This window comes from Longimicrobium sp. (assembly GCF_036399935.1).
In the GTDB taxonomy this organism is placed as follows: Bacteria; Gemmatimonadota; Gemmatimonadetes; order Longimicrobiales; family Longimicrobiaceae; genus Longimicrobium.
Window position 1 is genome coordinate 65,916 of sequence record NZ_DASWMD010000005.1, and the last position, 17,276, is coordinate 83,191.

14 protein-coding genes are annotated in these 17,276 nt (G+C 70.0%); 3 read left to right on the forward strand and 11 right to left on the reverse strand.

The window, feature by feature from the left end; translation table 11 throughout:
* Window positions 1-71 precede the first annotated feature (71 nt).
* The 8 genes from VGB24_RS01865 to VGB24_RS01900 form a co-directional block, all read right to left on the reverse strand.
* Window positions 72-1,250: an efflux RND transporter periplasmic adaptor subunit gene (locus VGB24_RS01865; protein WP_331071253.1), complete on the reverse strand. Its 1,179-nt coding sequence runs from the start codon at window positions 1,248-1,250 to the stop codon at window positions 72-74.
* A gap of 193 nt (window positions 1,251-1,443) precedes the next feature.
* Window positions 1,444-2,964, reverse strand: coding sequence for an NAD(P)/FAD-dependent oxidoreductase (locus VGB24_RS01870; RefSeq protein ID WP_331071254.1), 1,521 nt, complete (start codon window positions 2,962-2,964; stop codon window positions 1,444-1,446).
* Window positions 2,933-3,598: a DsbA family protein gene (locus VGB24_RS01875; RefSeq protein WP_331071255.1), complete on the reverse strand. Its 666-nt coding sequence runs from the start codon at window positions 3,596-3,598 to the stop codon at window positions 2,933-2,935. The genes VGB24_RS01870 and VGB24_RS01875 overlap by 32 nt, the downstream gene beginning before the upstream one ends.
* On the reverse strand, window positions 3,595-4,590 hold the full coding sequence (locus VGB24_RS01880; protein WP_331071256.1) for a hypothetical protein: 996 nt from the start codon (window positions 4,588-4,590) through the stop codon (window positions 3,595-3,597). The genes VGB24_RS01875 and VGB24_RS01880 overlap by 4 nt, the downstream gene beginning before the upstream one ends.
* 247 nt (window positions 4,591-4,837) lie before the next feature.
* A complete protein-coding gene (locus VGB24_RS01885; protein ID WP_331071257.1) occupies window positions 4,838-5,041 on the reverse strand; it encodes a hypothetical protein in 204 nt (67 codons plus the stop codon).
* Between the two features lie 40 nt (window positions 5,042-5,081).
* Window positions 5,082-5,294 carry a hypothetical protein gene (locus VGB24_RS01890; RefSeq protein WP_331071258.1) on the reverse strand — a complete coding sequence of 71 codons (213 nt, stop codon included), beginning with the start codon at window positions 5,292-5,294 and terminating at the stop codon, window positions 5,082-5,084.
* 921 nt (window positions 5,295-6,215) lie between these two features.
* Window positions 6,216-6,785 carry a hypothetical protein gene (locus VGB24_RS01895; protein ID WP_331071259.1) on the reverse strand — a complete coding sequence of 190 codons (570 nt, stop codon included), beginning with the start codon at window positions 6,783-6,785 and terminating at the stop codon, window positions 6,216-6,218.
* Window positions 6,786-7,286: 501 nt separating this feature from the next.
* Window positions 7,287-8,036: a hypothetical protein gene (locus tag VGB24_RS01900; RefSeq protein WP_331071260.1), complete on the reverse strand. Its 750-nt coding sequence runs from the start codon at window positions 8,034-8,036 to the stop codon at window positions 7,287-7,289.
* Between the two features lie 172 nt (window positions 8,037-8,208).
* Between VGB24_RS01900 and VGB24_RS01905 the strand changes: the two genes are divergently transcribed.
* A complete protein-coding gene (locus VGB24_RS01905) occupies window positions 8,209-10,281 on the forward strand; it encodes a carbon starvation CstA family protein (protein WP_331071261.1) in 2,073 nt (690 codons plus the stop codon).
* A gap of 2 nt (window positions 10,282-10,283) precedes the next feature.
* On the forward strand, window positions 10,284-10,748 hold the full coding sequence (locus tag VGB24_RS01910) for a hypothetical protein (RefSeq protein ID WP_331071262.1): 465 nt from the start codon (window positions 10,284-10,286) through the stop codon (window positions 10,746-10,748).
* A gap of 103 nt (window positions 10,749-10,851) precedes the next feature.
* Here the strand turns inward: VGB24_RS01910 and VGB24_RS01915 are convergent, their stop codons facing one another.
* From VGB24_RS01915 to VGB24_RS01925, 3 genes are all read right to left on the reverse strand, one after another.
* A complete protein-coding gene (locus tag VGB24_RS01915; RefSeq protein ID WP_331071263.1) occupies window positions 10,852-12,015 on the reverse strand; it encodes a hypothetical protein in 1,164 nt (387 codons plus the stop codon).
* A gap of 100 nt (window positions 12,016-12,115) precedes the next feature.
* Complete coding sequence (locus VGB24_RS01920; RefSeq protein ID WP_331071264.1) at window positions 12,116-13,663, reverse strand: N-acetylmuramoyl-L-alanine amidase; 1,548 nt, start codon at window positions 13,661-13,663, stop codon at window positions 12,116-12,118.
* Window positions 13,664-13,965: 302 nt separating this feature from the next.
* Window positions 13,966-15,519, reverse strand: coding sequence for a hypothetical protein (locus VGB24_RS01925; RefSeq protein WP_331071265.1), 1,554 nt, complete (start codon window positions 15,517-15,519; stop codon window positions 13,966-13,968).
* A 185-nt stretch (window positions 15,520-15,704) separates the two neighbouring features.
* Here VGB24_RS01925 and VGB24_RS01930 point away from each other — a divergent pair, with 185 nt between their 5' ends.
* Window positions 15,705-17,159 (forward strand): sodium:solute symporter, encoded by a 1,455-nt coding sequence (locus VGB24_RS01930; RefSeq protein WP_331071266.1) that lies wholly within the window; start codon window positions 15,705-15,707, stop codon window positions 17,157-17,159.
* The last annotated feature ends 117 nt before the right edge of the window (window positions 17,160-17,276 follow it).

Here is a 17,276-nt window from a genome sequence, read left to right on the forward strand (position 1 = left end):
GCCCCTCGCCCCGGCCCTTCCCGCACGGGACTGCCGTGCGAAGAGGGGGGAGTTCGATCGCCGTCGAGCCGCTACGGGCGTCCGCCCTCGGCCTTGGCGTCGTCCACAAGGCGCACGCGCGCGTCGTGGATGAGCGTGTAGTGGCCCTCGGTGAGCACCGTTTCGCCGGGCGCCACGCTGTCGGTGTCGGGGTTGGGGACGATCTCCACGAAGCCGTCGTTCTGCAGCCCCGTGGTCACGTAGCGCCACTTGGCCAGGCCCTCGCTCCCCGAGCCCTCGTACACGAAGAGCATGGTGCGGCGGTCGCGCTCCAGGATGGCGCTGCGGGGCACCATCACGCGGTCGGCGTAGCGCCGCGCCTCCAGCGACACGCGCGCGTACATCCCGGGAAGGATGCGGCCGCCCGGGTTGGGCACCAGCACGGTGACGCGCGCGGTGCGGGTGCCGCTCTCCACGATGGGGTTGATGGTCTGCACGCGGCCGGTGAAGCGCTCGTCGGGAAACGCGGCGAAGCTGACGGTGGCGGTGCGGCCGGCCGTCAGGTGCGCGATCTCGCTTTCCAGCACCTGCACCTCTACCCGGATGGGGTCCAGCGACACGACGGTCATCAGCTCGTCGCCCTGCCGCACCCACTGGCCGGGAACCACCTTCAGCGAGGCGACGCGGCCGGCGAAGGGAGCGCCCAGCCGGGTGCGCGCCAGGTCCAGCCGGGCGCGCCGCAGGCGCACGTCGGCGGCGTCGAGCCCGCTGCGCGCGCGCGCCGCGGCCTGTCGGTCGGCCCGGACGGAGGCGTCGGTGATCTGCTCGTCGAACAGCGTGGCCTCGCGGTACTTGCTCTGCGCCTCGCGCAGCGCCGCCTCGGCCTCTTCCACCGCCAGCGCGTACTCGGCGCCGTCCAGCCCCACCACGCCCTGGCCGGAGCGCACGCCGTCGCCCTCGCGCACGCCCAGCGTGGCGATGCGTCCGTTCACCTGCGCCACCAGCACCGCCTTCTGCCACGCCTCTGCCTGCCCCGCCGCGCTGACCGCCATCACCAGCTCGCCGCGCGTGGCCGCCGTTCCCTGCACGGGAATGGCGACGTCGCTGTCGAACGAGGTGGACGCGGAGGTCTGCACCAGCGGCTTGGACCCCTTTTCCGGGGCGCCGGGCGCGGCCTGGGCGTCGCGGGTGCGGTCGTAGATGGCGCCCCCGAGCAGGGCGACGACGAGGGCAGCCACGACGGCGGCAGCGGTGCGTCTTGCTGGCATCATGCAACTCGGCGGGAGAAAGGCGGGGCACCGGGCCTGGACGCCAGTCCAGGGGGCCGACTCCCTAAATTTATACGTGGTAGTGCGCTAGCACAATCGGTCACAAAACGCGCCGTGGCGCGAACTGCTCGCGGTAACGCTTCCCTGGAGTAGATGCCCACCCTCGTTCGACGGTTGCCCCGGCGCCGGTTCCCCGTCAGCGCGATCCATCCGCCACCTCCGCCGCGGCGCGGAGCCCGGACTCCAGCGCGCCGTTCATCCACCCCGGCGAGGTGGAGGTGTGGTCGCCCGCGAAGTGCACGCGGCCCTCGGGCGTGGCCAGGTGCGGAAGGAAGCGTCGCACCTGCCCCGGGCGGAACCAGGCGTAGTCGCCCCGGGACCACGGGTCGGCGTCCCAGGCGTACGAGGCGCCGCGCTCCAGGTGCCGCGCAAGGCCGGGGTAGATGCGCTCCATGTGCCCTGCCACGAACGAGACGCGATCTGCTGGCGCCATTCGTTCCACCTCCCGCGCCCGCGCTCCGGTGATGAACGCTTCCAGGATGGCGCGCCCGCCCGGCTGGCCCCGGCTGGCCTCGGCAGCCAGCATGATGGGCAGGTCCGTCGGCGTGCTGGCGGGGGCGTCCTCGTCCCAGAACCGGCGGCTGACCTGCAGGTACACGCGCGTCACGGAGGTCGCCGGCAGTCCGTCGATGGCGGCCTGCTTGCCCGCCGTCCACGCGGGAGATGCCCGGACGGTGCGCAACGCGGGGAAGGGGATCGCGCACACCAGCCGCCGTGCCCTCACCGTCCGCAGTGTACTCTCTTCGACGTACTCCACTTCCACGCCCCTGCGGCGCCGGTGGATAACGGTGACCGCGGCACCGTAGCGGATCCGTCCCGTCAGCTTGGCCGCCATGGCGCGGGGGAGCCGGTCGGTTCCGCCCTGGACGGAGAACGCGTCGTGGCCCCGCGCGTTGATCGCGAGGTCGCGCAGCATTCCCAGCGCGGATAAATGGTCGATGCCGTCGCCCCACTCGTCCAGGTAGCCGAGCCGCGCGATCGCGATCGCGTGCTCCGAGGCCCCCTGGCGGCGCAGCAGGCCGGCGACGCTCGACGCATCGTACGCCAGCGCCGTTTCCCCCGGCCACGAGGGATGCGCCGGGTCGCCCAGGCGCTGGATCACCGGCCCGAGATACCGCTCCTGCAGGGCACCAGGCGACATGCCCTGCTCGGCGGGTGGAAGCGCCAGCGGCCATGGAACGCGTCCCTCCACGTCGGCGCGGACGAGCCGGCCCGCCACGTGGAACCACTGGTTGGCCGCGCGGCGCCGGTCGAACGCGGGAACGAGCGGCACGCCGTGCTCGCGGGCGAAGGTGATCGCGTGGTGGTGGTGCGCGGGCACGAAGACCGCACCCGCCTCGGCGTACAGCCCGTCGTCGAAGGGCTCCCGCAGCGTCAGCACGCGCCCGCCGGGCCGCTCGCGCGCCTCCAGGACCAGCACCTCGTGCCCGCTCCGCTCCAGCTCCCGCGCCGCGGCCAACCCGGCCACCCCCGCGCCCACCACCAGGATTTCCACCGAACCGGGCGCCTCCGCGGGGGCCGCCCCGTCCCTGCACCCCCCCGCCCAGGCACCCGCGGCCAGGGCTGCGGCCTGGTGGAGGAACGCGCGGCGGGTGAGCTGTGCCCCGTCGTCCGCCCGCGCCTCGTCAGCGCCCGCCGGCGAGCACCCAGCGCTCAAGGTCTTCCTCCGTGGGCAGGCCGGGGCGCAGCTCCCCGTTCACGATGAGGGACGGGGTAACCTCCAGCCCGAGTTCGGCCGCCACCCGCGCGTCGCGCTCCACCGCCGCCGCGTGCCTGCGGGAGTCCACGCACTGGCGGAAGGCGGGCAGGTCGCGCAGCCCCGCGTCGGCGGCGAACGCCTCCCACGCGCGGGTGCCGATGGAGTCCTGCCGCGCGAAGAGCGCATCGTGGTACGCGTGGAAGCGTCCCTGCTCGGCCGCGCATTCCGACGCCATCGCGGCGGTGCGGGCGTGCGGGTGGATGGCGTCCAGCGGAAAGTGCCGGAACACGACGGCGACCCGGTCCGGGTGCCGGCGCCTGACGTTTTCGATGACCTCCTGCGCGCGGGCGCAGAACGGGCATTGGAAGTCGGAGAACTCCACGATCTTCACCGGCGCTTCGGGGCGGCCCATCACCTGGCCCGTCTTCGCCAGGGCGGCCGCGTTCTCCAGCTTCCGGGGCCGCAGGTCGGGTCCGGGTGCCGCGGCGGCGGAGGGGAGGAACTCGCGTTTCACGACGGCCGCCGTGATCAGCACCGCGCAGGTGACCAGCACCCCGGTCACCAGGGTGGAGGTGAGCTGGTTTCTCGTCATTTCCCCGCCTTTGCCACTGTGGCGCCAGGAGTGGAGGTGAGTTGGTAGACCACGATGGATTCCACGTCGTTCTCGTCGCGGGCCACGGCGTACGCGCGGTCTCCCCGCACGGCGCCCAGCGTGACGCTCTGGGGCAGGCGAAGCGACCCCAGGCGCTGTCCGGAAGGTCCGAGGACCAACCATTCCAGGTCGGCGTCGTTGCTGGCGGGCGTAAGCGCCACCCACAGGCGTTCCTGGTCGTCGACGAAAAACCCGCGGAAGGCCGGCCAGGTGCGCGTGTCGGCCTCTCGAAGCGCGCGCCGGATCGTCGCTTCGGAGAAGGGCGGCTTCGCCAGCCTCTGCACGACGCTGTCGATCTCCGCGCTGGACACGGGCCGGGGGGCGTGGGGCACGCGGAACTCGCGCAGGCGGCGCCCATCCAGTGCGTAGGCCGTGAAGTGGAGCGAGTCGGTCCACGCGTGGTAGATGACGCCCCCGCGCGACAGGGCGAACGCGCTGCTCCGCGCAAACGGGTAGTGAAAGGCGCCCCGACCCTCGGTGTTGTTGATGTCCAGCATCTGAACCTCGGGCATCAGCACCAGCGAGTCGCGGGCGAGGGAGCCGTCCGGGTTCAGCAGCCGCAGCACCTCGGCCGGCACGGTGCCGTTCTGGCGCTCGGGAACGTCGCCCCGGGCCGTGTTGAATACCGCAACGATCTGCCCCCGCTTGCCTGCAGGTCGGGCCCAGTACGGAAGCGTCGTCTGGCCACTCGACAATTGGGTGCTGTACGCAGGCTTGTCGGCGCCAGGCGCATACACGGTTATGCGCCGCAAGCCAGGGTCATAGACGAACACACTGTCGCGGGCGAGGATGGCGATCGTGGCCACGTACCGGAACTCTCCGGGTCCGCTTCCCGGGCGTCCAATGCGCTTTTCAACCCGCCCTTCGGGTGAGAGGACCACGACTGCACCGCCGTCCCCGACGAGGATGCGGCCGCGGCTGTCGACGTCCATCGCCGAGATCCCAGCGAATTCGACAGTCTCGGAAGAACGTGCCACTTCTACGGCGCCATAGACACTGCTGGGGGCTGCCGTGGCGGGTGCATCCCTGGCAGCCTCACCGCAGGCAGTTGGCAGCGCCAAAACCAGGATAAGTGCCCTCCAGCGGAGTACGCACGCGGCGGACAACGGATGGGTAAGCATCATCGTTCTGAAGTGAGCGAATGTGGGTGCCGGCCTGCGCCGGCACCCACGGCAGGAGTTACACGCGCGTGCAGCCAGCCGCCGTAATGCGGCAGCCATCACCGCCCTCGAAGCAGCAAAACTGCTTGTTGTCGGCCGAACTGCAGCACGCCTTCAGCGTGAAGTCGGGCGTCAGCGCCATCGTAGCCTGCGCGGGGCGGGTGAACGTCAGGCCACCCGCCATCACGATTGCGGCGGCGAACAGGTTCAGCTTGCGGTTCATGGGATTCGCCTGGTAGAAAGTTGGAAGTGTCGACACCGAATCAGGCCGGCGTGCAGCCGTTCGCTGTCGCCTGGCAGCCCCCGATGTGGCAGCAGGAGCTCAGGATCTTGTCGAACCCCCACCGCACGTCGCGGTACTCGCAGCAGTACAGCACCGGCGCCAGCTGGTAGGTGGCGTTCGCCCGGGTGGGGGTGCCGAGCACCGTACCGCCCGCGGCGATGACGGCGAGCGCGGCCATGTGGAGCTTCTTCATCACGCACCTCACGAAGTGGTAGGGAAGGGCGCGCACGCTCGTCGTGCGCACCCGCGGCCGGCGCACTCTGCGCGGCCGCAACAGCGGGAGCCCTGCCCGATCCTGGCTCTGGCGCCGGCGCACGACGGCCTTGTCCTGGCCGCGCCGGCTCTCGTCGTCTTCCCTGCCACCCCGCGGGGCCTTGTGGCGGCGGCCCCGGTGGTCCCCTGAGCTGTGTCGTCGCTCCTCGTGGTGTCCAGAAACTTGGGTCGGAAACAGTTCTCCTGCAGGCGGGTGTCCCCAATGCCTGCCGTGCAGGCGCTCGTGTGTACCGTGCCGCGCCTCGCCGGCCGTCAGGCGGCGCCAGGGGCGGAGGTGAACGAGCGGGGGACGCGCCTGCCTTCCGGATGGGCTCCATCGCGAGGGCCGCATCGGAACGCGGGGGCAAGGTGTGCGCGGCCCGGCGGAAACCGCAAGAACTTTCTGCAAATGTCGCTCGGAATGGGCCAGAGGCGCGCAGGCGCGTACCACATTGGGCGGCACGGGTGTGGTTTTTACCCTTTTTGTTTCCGCGAGGCTGGTGGCGTGGAGTTGGCCGGGCGCGGCGACTCAAAGCAACGGGGGGCGACTCACCAGAGCCGCCCCCATGCACACGCACCAACTCATGGAAACCTAGTCAGGTCGTGCTGACAGATGTTCCCGTCGCGATCATGTCGTCTGCCGTCCCCTGCGCTTCCGCCTGGCCTTGCCGGCCGTAGCGGGTAGTCGGTCCCAGTAGCACGATACGAACGCGTCCTATCCGTAAGTGTATTTGCCTGGCTCGCCGACTTGGCCCAGGCCGATCTGCTCGCGGATGCAGCAACGCGCCCGCGGCGTAGCGCACGGGCGGTTCCCTGTCTTACGAGCACCGCCTCGTCTCACAGGCCTCAGAACCTCCGCCCATCACCAAGCCGCGGCGGCCGAATCAGTTCGGGTGACCGAAGCCGAGTCGACCTCGTAGCGGATGACGATGCCATCGACGTTCAGGTTTTGTACTTTGACTTGGGCCGACTTGTGATACGTGAGCACGATCGTGTCGTTGGCAACCCAGCGAGCGTGGACGGTTGGTCCTCCTCCAGCGTTATAAGGCCCCACCGGGTCACCATTGAACGCGATGAAAGCGTTCCCTTTCCATCCCGAGCCGCGACTGGACGAAGCCACCGCCACCTGCGTATTCAGACTGACGTTATACCCACACACGTCGGAGAACACGACCACCTGATGTTGGTCGTCGGGCGAGCGGATCTGCTCGCTCACGATGCGATCGCAGGTACACGCCTGCAGTGTGGCAAACGCCAGCGGGTAGATCCACTTGGCGTTGAGGAAGAGTCTGTTGATGGCAACCTTCCTGTAGTATTCGAACCCGAGAGCAACCCACGCCTGGTCGTCGTTCGAAACGTAGGAGTTCTCGGTGCCGTTGCCGTTGTATGCCAGCGTCGAGGTGAAGCCGCCCAGGTCGCGCAGTGTCTCCATCTGCCCTCGACCGTTGTACGTGTAGCCGAGGTCTTTGCGCCGCTCCAGGGTCCCGTCACGCTCAGCTGCATGGGCCGCGCCTCGCTGTCGTACGCCACCTCTTGCGTGTATGTAACCCCGCCGAGCGTGGTGGTGCGCGTAGTCCCGCCCCGCCACGTCGAACTGCGTTCGATTGGTGTGTGTTTCTGGATCGTCGGACGGATGGGGAGCCTTCTCAGAAACCCGGACGAAAGCAGGGGCTGCTCGCACTGCGGGCATGCCCCCCGGCAGGCCCGCCCCGTCCGGACCGGAGTGCGTTGGTACCTTGGTGAGACGTTTGGACGCGCGCCAAAGGCGCATTCCAATCCATGCGTTCGCTCCCGCTCGCCGAAGGGAAATCTCTACGCTGGCGCCTACGTTGTTCGGCGAAGGTAAGATCTGAGTTCCGTTCCCAGAACGCTCAATCCGCGGCGGGCCGGGCGATCGCTTCTGCCCGCTCGGCCCAACCGTGAAGGATGGGCTTCAATCTCCTCCAGAGCGCCGTCTGGCAGTGCTGGCTGACGGTGCCGCCCTCGTCAGCCAGCCACGCGGCGACTTCCCGATATCGCCGGGCAAGATCCGCATAGAATGCGGGGAATGACGTATTCGATATTTTCCACCGGCTGCCGGTCCACTCGTATACACCCATTGGGGTCCCATCCCGAACTGCTCGTCGATGTCGAGATGGCACTCAGAACCGCAGTCGCCGTCCGACGGGTCTCGGGTATACGTCACAAGCTCCATTCGCCCGTCGCCGTTCACATCCCGTATCGCGGCCGGCCTGCACTCGTTGTCCTCCTCCGACCCGTACGTCATGACCATCGAGTCCGCTTGGATCGCGTAAACAGCGGTGCCGATCACGCCCTCCACCGGAATGTCATGGGTGTAGAAAAAAGCATCCGTTCCCGAGCCACCGAGAGAAAGAAAACCTATGCGTTGCGGAGCATAGTTTTCCATCATGGCCTCGGGCGCGCCGAGGAGACGTAATGCGGGCCCGGGGCGGCGCAGCGCGAACAGATGAACCGCGTCGTCCGATGCGCGCCGGCCGAGTGCAGCCAGGTAGGATTCACGTTCCGCCACCACGCTGTCCAGGCGGAAACCGTGCGCACGCAGAAATCCGGCGACAGAGGTGTCCCCCCTCTCGGCCGACTGGCGGGTCTGCTCGCTCGAAGCGGGCGTACAGGCTGTCAACGCCACCAGCACGCCGATGAGAAGAGTTCGCAACGTCGTCATTGGCTGGATGCAGGTATCTGTGGCTGACACGTTTGGGCGGACACACCACCCAGTATACCACCATCCGGCCGAGCCGGTTTCCATCATTCGTTCCCCCTCTTGTTTCCGCACCCCCATCACCGCACTTTCCGCGCGGCTTCCCCTGACGAACGTCCCTCCCGCCCCGTCCCCCATGCGCACGCACCTTCCCAAGCTGGCCTGGGCCGCCGTCGCCCTGCTGGGCGCCGTGGCGCTGGGCACCATGGCCCTTCACCGTGGCGAAACCATCAACGCCGCCTGGCTGGTGATCGCCGCGGTGTGCACCTACGCCGTGGCCTACCGCTTCTACGGGAAGTTCCTGGCCACGCGCGTCTTCGAGCTCGACGCGAACCGCGCCACGCCCGCCGAGCGGCTCGAAAACCACGTGGACTTCGTGCCCACCAACCGCTGGGTGCTCTTCGGCCACCACTTCGCGGCGATCGCCGGGGCGGGGCCGCTGGTGGGGCCGGTGCTGGCGGCGCAGTTCGGCTACCTGCCGGGCACGCTGTGGCTGATCATCGGCGTGGTGCTGGCCGGCGCGGTGCAGGACTTCGTGATCCTGTTCGCCTCCATGCGGCGCGACGGAAAGTCGCTGGGGCAGATGGCGCGCGAAGAGATCAACACCACGGCGGGGTTCATCGCCATGGTAGCCGTGCTTTCCATCATGGCCATCCTGCTGGCCGTGCTGGCGCTGATCGTGGTGAACGCGCTGGCGCACTCGCCGTGGGGGCTGTTCACCATCGCCTGCACGGTGCCCATCGCCCTGTTGATGGGGTGGTGGATGCACGCCTTTCGCCCCGGCCGCGTGGGCGAGGCGTCGGCCATCGGGGTGGCGCTGGTGCTGGCGGCGACCGTCGGGGGACGGTGGGTGGCGGAGAACCCGGTGCTGGCCGACTTCTTCACCGTCGAAAAGACCACGCTGGTGTGGCTGATGGCGGGCTACGGCTTCGTGGCGTCCGTCCTTCCCGTGTGGGTGCTGCTGTGCCCGCGCGACTACCTGTCGACGTTCCTGAAGATCGGGACGATCGTGGCGCTGGCCGCGGGCATCCTGGTGAGCCTGCCGACCATCAAGATGCCGGCGATGACGCAGTTCGTGGACGGCACCGGGCCCGTGTTCGCCGGCAAGCTGTTCCCGTTCGCCTTCATCACCGTGGCGTGTGGCGCCATCAGCGGCTTCCACGCGCTGGTGGCATCCGGCACCACGCCCAAGATGCTGATGCGCGAGACGGATGCGCGGCTCGTCGGCTACGGCGCCATGCTGATGGAGTCGTTCGTGGGCGTGATGGCGATGGTGGCCGCGGGCATCCTGGACCCCGGCGTCTACTTCGCCATCAACGCGCCGGCGGGGGTGGTGGGAGGAACCATGCAGGAGGCCACGCGCACCATCGCGGCGTGGGGTTTCGTCGTCACCCCCGAGCAGATGCAGGGCCTGGCGACGTCGGTGGGCGAGGAGTCGCTGATGGCCCGCACGGGCGGCGCGCCGTCGCTGGCCGTGGGGATGGCGCAGATCTTTTCGGGCGTGATCGGCGGGTCGGGGCTGATGGCGGTGTGGTACCACTTCGCCATCATGTTCGAGGCGCTGTTCATCCTTACGACCATCGACACCGGCACGCGCGTGGGCCGCTTCATGATGCAGGAGATTTTGGGCCACGTGTACAAGCCGCTGGGGCGGACGTCGTGGTATCCGTCCATCGTCCTTTCCAGCGCGCTGGTGGTCGGCGGATGGGCGTACTTCCTGTATCAGGGCGTGGTAGACCCGCTGGGCGGCATCAACAGCCTGTGGCCGCTGTTCGGCATCAGCAACCAGCTGCTGGCGGCCGTCGCGCTGTGCGTGGGAACGACGGTGCTGATCAAGATGGGCAAGGCGCGCTTCGCCTGGGTGACGCTGGGGCCGCTGGCGTGGCTGGCCGTGGTGACGTTCACGGCGGGGTGGCAGAAGGTGTTCGCGGCCGATCCCAAGCTGGGCTTCCTCTCGCAGGCCCGCGCCATCGACGCCGCGCTGGCGGAGGGCCGGCTTCCCGCGGCCGCAAAGACGGTGGAGGCGGCGCAGCAGATGATGTTCAACGCGCGCCTGGACGCCGTCGTCGCCCTGGTGTTCATGGGTGTGGCGGTGATGGTGATCGTCGTCTCCATCCGCGAGTGGATCCTGCTGGTCCGCAAGCGCAAGCCCATCGTGATGCACGAAGCGCCGTTCGTGCCGACCGGGCTGGGGCTGGCGGGAGATTGAGGATGGCGGCCGAGGTCGTGGAATCCGTTTCGTCAGAGCCCCTCAAGCCGGGGACGACGGTGTGCGGCAACTGCTCCACGGTGAATCCGATGGGTGCGGGCTATTGCGCCACCTGCGGGAACTTCCTGCACGGCGGAGCCAGCCGACCCAAGCGGGCTCCTTCCCGCCGCCCCGTGCTGGGCCTCTTCTGCGCGCTGGTCGCCGCGGCCGCGACCCTGCTGGTGCTGAGTCCCGGCATGCTGATCGTGGTGATCTTCAGCGGGTTCTTCCCTGTGCCGCATGGCGGAGGGCCCGGCTCGGTCGGCCTGCTGCTTCCGGGGCTGGCCGCGTGGCTCGGGTTGCCGATCTGGGCGGGAAGGTGGGCGTACTGGTCGATGGCCGACGGTGCGTCGCCCTTGCCGTACGTCGCCGGGGCGGTCGTGCTGGGGGTGGTTGGATGGATGATCGGCACGCGCCTGAACTACTAGCCGAGCGCCGGGTCCGATGAAAAAACCTCCCTGCGGCCGCCGCCGCGAGGGAGGTTTCCCGTTTCGAGGGGCTCGCACAGGTTTCCACGCATGCGCACCCGTGTCACCGCGCGGATGGTGCGGCCGGCGGCGGGGACGTGCGCGCGCCCAGCCACACCGGGGCCCAGTTGGGCCCGGGCGCGTGGGTGATGCGGGTGGGGCGGGTGCCGTCCGCGCGCGCCACGTACACCTGGGCGCTGTCGCCACGGGTGAGCGTGAACGCCAGGTAGCGCCCGTCCGGGGACCATGCGGGGTCTTCCAGCGACCCCAGCCCGCGGGCGCGCACCTCGCCCTTGAAGCCCGTCGTGACGTCGCGGATCAGGATGCGGGACGGCTCGTTCGCTTTCCGCCGCACCCAGGCGATGCCGAAGCCCTGCGGTGCCCACGCAGGCCGGTCTTCCATCACGTGCGGGTCCAGCGGCTCCTCCGAAAGCCGGCGCGTTTCCCGGCCGTCGGGGTAGCTCACGTACACCCGGTCGCTCCCGTCGCGGTCGCTCAAGAAGGCGAGCAGCCCGCCGTCGGACGACCAGCGGGCGCCCCACTCGTCACGCGGCGTGTGGGTGATCCGTTCCTGGCCACTGCCGTCGGGGCGCATCCGGTACAGCTCCGACACGCTGTCGCGGCTGGAGCCGAACACCACCCAGTCACCCCGCGGCGACACCACCGGGCGGAAGTTGCCCTCAGGGTTGGCGGTGAGCGCGCGCACCTGCCCCGTGGCCCGGTCCAGGCGGTAGATGTCGCGGTAGCCATCGCGGGTGTTGCTTTCGTAGACCAGCCAGCGTCCGTCCGGCCCCCAGCTGGGGCTGCGCATCAGCGCGCCGCGCGGCCCCAGGGGACGCGGCGGCCCGCTCCCGTCCGTCGCCATCCAGAAGCGCTCCACCCGCGACGGTCCCTCGCCCTCCAGCGAGATCACCAGCAGCCCCGAGCCGTCGGGAAGCGGGTCGCCGGCAAAGTCCTGCGCCGGCCGCGCGGTCAGCCGCTGCTCGCCTGCGCCGGTGGGGCGGACGGAGTACAGCTCCTTGTTGCCGTCGCGCTCGGCGATGAAGACGATGCGCCCCGCGATCCCTTCGCGCTCCACCAGCGAGAGCGTGTCGGCGGGGTCGGCGGGGGGAAGCGCCGCCGCGGGCGGGGTGGGCGGGCGGCTGGGTGCGGCGCCGGCATCCGTACCGCACCCCGCCACGACGAGGGCCAGGGCGCAGAACGGGAGTGCTCGCGAAAAATTGGGCATGTACACTCGTGGTAGGACTTCGCTGGTTGCCATCGGGCCCGCGTGCGGCGCGGCCGGCCCGGAAGCTCCGGACCGGCCGCGGTTTTCGCAACCTGCCTTGCTACTGGATCCGCACCGCGTCGGCGATCACCACGTAGCCCGCCGTGGTCCACCGCGAGAGCGAAACCTTGTTCCAGCCGGCCGAGAAGCTGTAGCTGCCCAGCGACTGCCACGCGCCGCCGCCCGTCTGCTGGTTCACCGAGCGACGCCCGAGCTCCGTGCCGCTGGCGTTGTAGATGATGAACGGCGCGGTCGTCGACCGGTTGGTGCCGGAGGTCCACCACGCGGACACCGCCTTGGTGGCGGCGGCCGGCAGGTAGAACTCGAAGTTTGCCGGGTCGCTCACCGCCGCCGTGCTCGCGTAGTAGTAGCCCGTGCCGTAGTAGCCGCCCGTGCCCGTGGACGCGATCCAGTTGCCCGAGACCGAGAAGCGGGTGTCGGTGCCGGGGCTGCCGGTGTTGCTGTCGACGGTGATGGCGGGGCTGGTGCCGCCGCCCACGCAGCTGTTGATCCGGCTCATGTAGTCCGCCCACGGGAAGCCCTGCCCGGGGTCGTGCGCGCGGTTCACCGGGTCCGGCTGGTAGTGGCCGATGATGTGGTCGCGGTCACGGATGATTCCGCGGCTCTTGACGATGTCGCAGGTGAGCGTTGCGGAGGTGTTGTACTGCACCGCGGGCCATGGACCGTAGCCGTTGCTGCCGTACGAGAAGCCGCCGTGCTCGATGCCCACCGAGCGCGGGTTGGTGGGATACCCCTGCCAGTACTTGCCCACGTGCCAGGCGGTGTTGTCTTCGTCCACCAGCTGGCGCACCTCGGCCACGCCGCCGCCGATGTCCGTCTGCCCCACCACGTAGTGCGCCGACACGCCGGACTGGGTGCTGGTGAGCCAGCTCCAGCAGCCGCTGTAGTTTCCGGCGCAGGTGTGGATGACCACCAGCGCGGTGGAGTACCCGGAGCGCCCCGAGGTGTAGTTGGGCGACGGGGTCCAGATGGCCGGGCCGTACTCGGTGGTGTACCGCGGGCCGGCGGGAAGCACCGCCGGGGACACCCGCACGCCGGGATGGGCGGCGAGCGAGGCCTGCTCGGCGTCGTTCACGCCCAGGCGCAGCGCGCGGTACACGCCGTTCGCCACGTAGCCCGCCCGGGCCTCTTCGTTGGCGATGCCACTGAAGCTCGCCACCGCGGGCTCCCACGAGCCCAGGTCCGAGCCGGCCACCTGCTGCGCCTGGCCTTCGGCGCGAAGCAGTGCCGCGCCGGCGCGGATGCTGGCTTCGGGGTCGGTGCGGGCCGCGGCCAGGCTCACCCCGGCCAGCCGGGCGCCGCGCTCCAGGCGCTCGCCCCGCAGCGCGAAGATCCCGTACGCGGGTGCCAGCCCCTCCATGTCGCTGTGCTCGCCGCGGGCGAACTGCCAGCCGGTTTCGGTGAAGGCGACAGCCTTGAGCAGGGCCACCGGCACCCCGAACTCCGTCGCGGCGCGCGCGAACATGGGGTCCAGGCGCAGGGAGGCCGCGGTCGGCTGCTCCGGCTGCACGGATGGGGTGAGGGCGTCGCAGGCGGCAAGCGCCAGGGCGGCGCAGACGGCGGCGGCCAGGGTACGGGCGGTTCGCATAGGCGTCCGTTCTGTACGGGTTCCCCCGGGGCAGGGTGCCGTGGGGGTAGTGCCCGCCGCTGCACAGCCGGGACCGGGGCCCAGCGGCGGCGAGCGAAGCCCGCAAGCCCCGGCGGGCCAGCCCGTTGCACGGTTTTGCCAACATTTTCTCTCGCGCGGCCCACTGCACCGGGATAGGGCGGCGTGCACCAGATCGGTGCAACGTGAAGGCCGATACTACGCGCGTTCCCGGACCGCCGTCGGGGGCCCTGGCGTGCGCCAGGGCCCGTCACCGTCTCGTCGTTGCCCCTGCTCGGGGGCTTCTACCGCGGCGGGGCGGAGGCGCCGGAGCCGGAGCGCAGCCATGCTTCGCGCAGGCGCAGCTGCTCAGGGGTAGGGTTGGGGTTCGGAACCAGGCGCTGCGGCATGCCGCGCTCGTCCTCCACCAGGTCGATGCCCAGGAGCGCATAGGTTTCGCGCACCGGCAGGCGCTCGGCGCGGTCGATGTAGCGCGCGAAGAAGTCCAGCACCTCCGGCGAGGTGCGCGCGGCGATGATGGCGTAGAGCGAATCTTCCGGGAACGGCCGCCGTGGTCCGTAGGCGGCGGAGAGGTCCAGCATCAGGTCGCGCAGCCCGTGCCGCCCGTTGGAAAGCTGGAGCAGGCGGATGTCCAGCAGCCCCGCGACCACGGCGCCGCGCTGGTAGATGTTTCCGTACTGCCGCGCGCCCGCTGCCGTGAACGACGTCAGGGCGAGCTGCTTGAGCGAGAACGTGGTGTCGTACCGGGTGCGGTCCGTCCTCATCTTGCCCACCACGTTGCCCAGGTACTCCTCCAGCGACAACAGCCCGCCGTCCAGCTGCATCTTTTCCGACGCCCACTCCGTCACGCCCTCGTACAGCCACACGTGCGCCGACGGCACGGGCGTCTGGAAGTTGAAGTGCTCCACGATCTCGGAGTGGATGTTCAGCGGCGTGACGATGTGAAAGAACTCGTGCGCCGCGATGTCCGTCACCTGCTCGCCCACGCGCGCGCTGTACGCAACGTCGGGGAGCACGTATTCCGAGCTGTAGCTGTGCTCCCACGCGCCCATCGCCTGTCCCTGGCGCTGCGGGGCGAAGCGGAAGAGGAATACGTAGCGGTCCACCGGCAGGCGCCCCAGGAAGGTGCCCGCCGCGGTGAGCGTGCCCTGCATGGCGTCGCGCAGCTCGCTGGCGGTGATGCCCTGCGACGGCGAGTGCGCGGCGATGCGCACCGGCACGCCGCCCACCGTCAGCGTGGACGTGGTGAGCCGCGCGCCGAGCAGGAAGGGCGAATCCACCGCGTGGTCGTAGCTGTTCGCTCGGTACCCGTCCGGCCCCGCGACCAGCGGCGTCTCCACCGTCCACCCCGGGGGCGCTTCGAAGCGGATGAACACCGGCTGGGCCTGCATGCCGCGCGGAAAGCCGAGCATGGCGTGCGCGTTCAGCAGGGCGTGGTCGGCCTCGATGGCGGTGCCGGCCATGGGGTAGATGGGAAACTCGGTCACGGGCGTGTTCCAGGTGTCCAGCACCTGGTACGTCACCGTGCGCACGCGCCGCGGATCTCCGAACACCCACGCGTTCTCCGACTGCTTGCGCACCGCCACCGGCCGGCCGCGCGCGTCCGTGGCGCGCAGGTCGCGCACGAAGCGCCCGATGTTCATCGTCTGGTACGTGCCCGGCGCCGTCGCCGCGAATTGGAAGGTGCTGTCCCGCGCCGCGAGCGAGTCCACCCGCAGCGTGATCGTGGCGCGGTGGGTGGCGGGGTCGTCGATGTCCACCGTGTACCGCAGCTGCGCCGCGGCGGGCGCGCTGGTGGCGAGAAGCAGCGCCGGGACGATGCGAAGGAGGGAGCTCATGGCCGCTGGGAGGATAGGATGTCGGCTGCGTGGATCGGCTGTGCTAATTATATAGCACGTGCGCGCCGATTGCACGGATTGCAACACGGCGGGGCGCACACGAGATTGGACGCCGCAGCCCCGCCGTTGATTTGTCCCTCACGCCCATCCAGACGAAAGACAATGACACGCACGCGGGGGGAGGCGTGAACGGGGCCATCGACCTGGCCGTGGTCCTGGCGTACGTGGCCTTCGTCGCGGTGCTGGGCACCGTCCTGGGCCGCCAGCAGAAGGACGCGCAGGACTACTTCCTGGCCGACCACTCCATCCCGTGGTGGGCCGCCTGCTTCTCGCTCGTGGCGACGGAGACGAGCGCGCTCACCGTGGTCAGCGTGCCGGCGACGGCGTACACGGGGGACCTGTGGATGCTGCAGCTGGCCGCGGGCTACCTGCTGGGCCGCATCGCCATCTCCGTGTTCCTGCTCCCTGGCTACTTCCGAGGTGAGATCGCCACGGCGTACGTGCTGCTGGAGCGCCGCTTCGGGCAGGACGCGCGGCGGCTGGCCTCGCTCGTGTTCCTGGTCACCCGCGTGCTGGCGGATGCGGTGCGCATCTTCGCCACCGCCATCCCGCTGGGGCTGATCACGGGAATGCCGGTGTGGGCGTCCATCCTTTCCATCGGCATCTTCACGCTCGTCTACAGCTACTACGGCGGGCTGCGGGCGGTGGTGTGGGTGGACGTCGCGCAGATGTTCATCTACATCGTGGGCGGCATCGCCGTGCTGTGGGTGGTGCTGGGGCTGATCCCGGGCGGCTGGGGCGGGCTGGTGCAGGTTGCGGGCGACGCCGGCAAGCTGCGGGTGATTCACCTGGACGGCGGGTTCTCGCAGGCCAACTGGCTGTTCACGGGGCTCGTCGGCGGGGCGTTCCTGACCATGGCCTCGCACGGGGCCGACCACCTGATCGTGCAGCGGCTGCTCGCATCGCCCTCGCTGCGGGACGCGCGCCGGGCCATCATCGGCTCGGCGGTGATCGTCATCGGGCAGTTCGCCCTGTTCCTGCTGATCGGCGCGGGGCTGTGGGTCTTCTACGAGGGGCGGACGTGGGACACGCCCGACGCCATCTTCCCCCGCTTCACGCTGGACCACCTGCCGCCGGGCGTCTCGGGGCTCGTCGTCGCCGCCATCCTGGCCGCGGCCATGTCGTCGTCGCTGAACGCGCTGGCCGCCGTCTCGGTGCACGACCTGTACGTGCCGCTGCGGGGGAAAAAGGACGAGGCGCACCTGCTGGGTGTCGGCAAGCGGTTCACGCTGCTGTGGGGCGTGGTGATGATCGCCGTTTCGCTGGCCTTTCAGCTGATCGCCAAGGGAACGCCGCTGGTGGTGATCGCGCTGCAGATCGCCTCGTTCACCTACGGCGGGCTGCTGGGCGGGTTCCTGCTGGGGCTGATTTCGAAGCGCGCGGACGGGCGCGACGCGGTGACCGGCATGGGGGTTGCCGTCGCGGGGATGACGCTGCTCTGGGCGCTGCAGCAGTTCGGGGCGATCCCAAAGGTGGTGGACACGTTGTGGTTCGCCCTGCTGGGGTCGGCGATCACGGTGGCGGTGGGCGAGGCGAGTGCGCGGATGCGGGGATCCAGGGGTGTGATGGTGGCTGGCTGAGGGCAGGTGTGGCCAGGCAGGCCCGGTGCTCGGGCCGGCGCCCCCCATCCCCAGCCCTTCCCCCGCAAACTGCGCGGGGGAAGGGAGCCAGTTCGGCGCGTCACCCCGGCCGAAGCG

Bases quoted from the DNA above. Each gene is read 5' to 3' on its own strand.
- VGB24_RS01865 (WP_331071253.1), bottom strand. From the start codon at position 1,250: ATGATGCCAGCAAGACGCACCGCTGCCGCCGTCGTGGCTGCCCTCGTC.
- VGB24_RS01875 (WP_331071255.1), bottom strand. From the start codon at position 3,598: ATGACGAGAAACCAGCTCACCTCCACCCTGGTGACCGGGGTGCTGGTC.
- VGB24_RS01880 (WP_331071256.1), bottom strand. From the start codon at position 4,590: ATGGACGTCGACAGCCGCGGCCGCATCCTCGTCGGGGACGGCGGTGCA.
- VGB24_RS01885 (WP_331071257.1), bottom strand. From the start codon at position 5,041: ATGAACCGCAAGCTGAACCTGTTCGCCGCCGCAATCGTGATGGCGGGT.
- VGB24_RS01890 (WP_331071258.1), bottom strand. From the start codon at position 5,294: ATGAAGAAGCTCCACATGGCCGCGCTCGCCGTCATCGCCGCGGGCGGT.
- VGB24_RS01895 (WP_331071259.1), bottom strand. From the start codon at position 6,785: ATGGAGACACTGCGCGACCTGGGCGGCTTCACCTCGACGCTGGCATAC.
- VGB24_RS01900 (WP_331071260.1), bottom strand. From the start codon at position 8,036: ATGACGACGTTGCGAACTCTTCTCATCGGCGTGCTGGTGGCGTTGACA.
- VGB24_RS01905 (WP_331071261.1), top strand. From the start codon at position 8,209: ATGCGCACGCACCTTCCCAAGCTGGCCTGGGCCGCCGTCGCCCTGCTG.
- VGB24_RS01910 (WP_331071262.1), top strand. From the start codon at position 10,284: ATGGCGGCCGAGGTCGTGGAATCCGTTTCGTCAGAGCCCCTCAAGCCG.
- VGB24_RS01915 (WP_331071263.1), bottom strand. From the start codon at position 12,015: ATGCCCAATTTTTCGCGAGCACTCCCGTTCTGCGCCCTGGCCCTCGTC.
- VGB24_RS01920 (WP_331071264.1), bottom strand. From the start codon at position 13,663: ATGCGAACCGCCCGTACCCTGGCCGCCGCCGTCTGCGCCGCCCTGGCG.
- VGB24_RS01925 (WP_331071265.1), bottom strand. From the start codon at position 15,519: ATGAGCTCCCTCCTTCGCATCGTCCCGGCGCTGCTTCTCGCCACCAGC.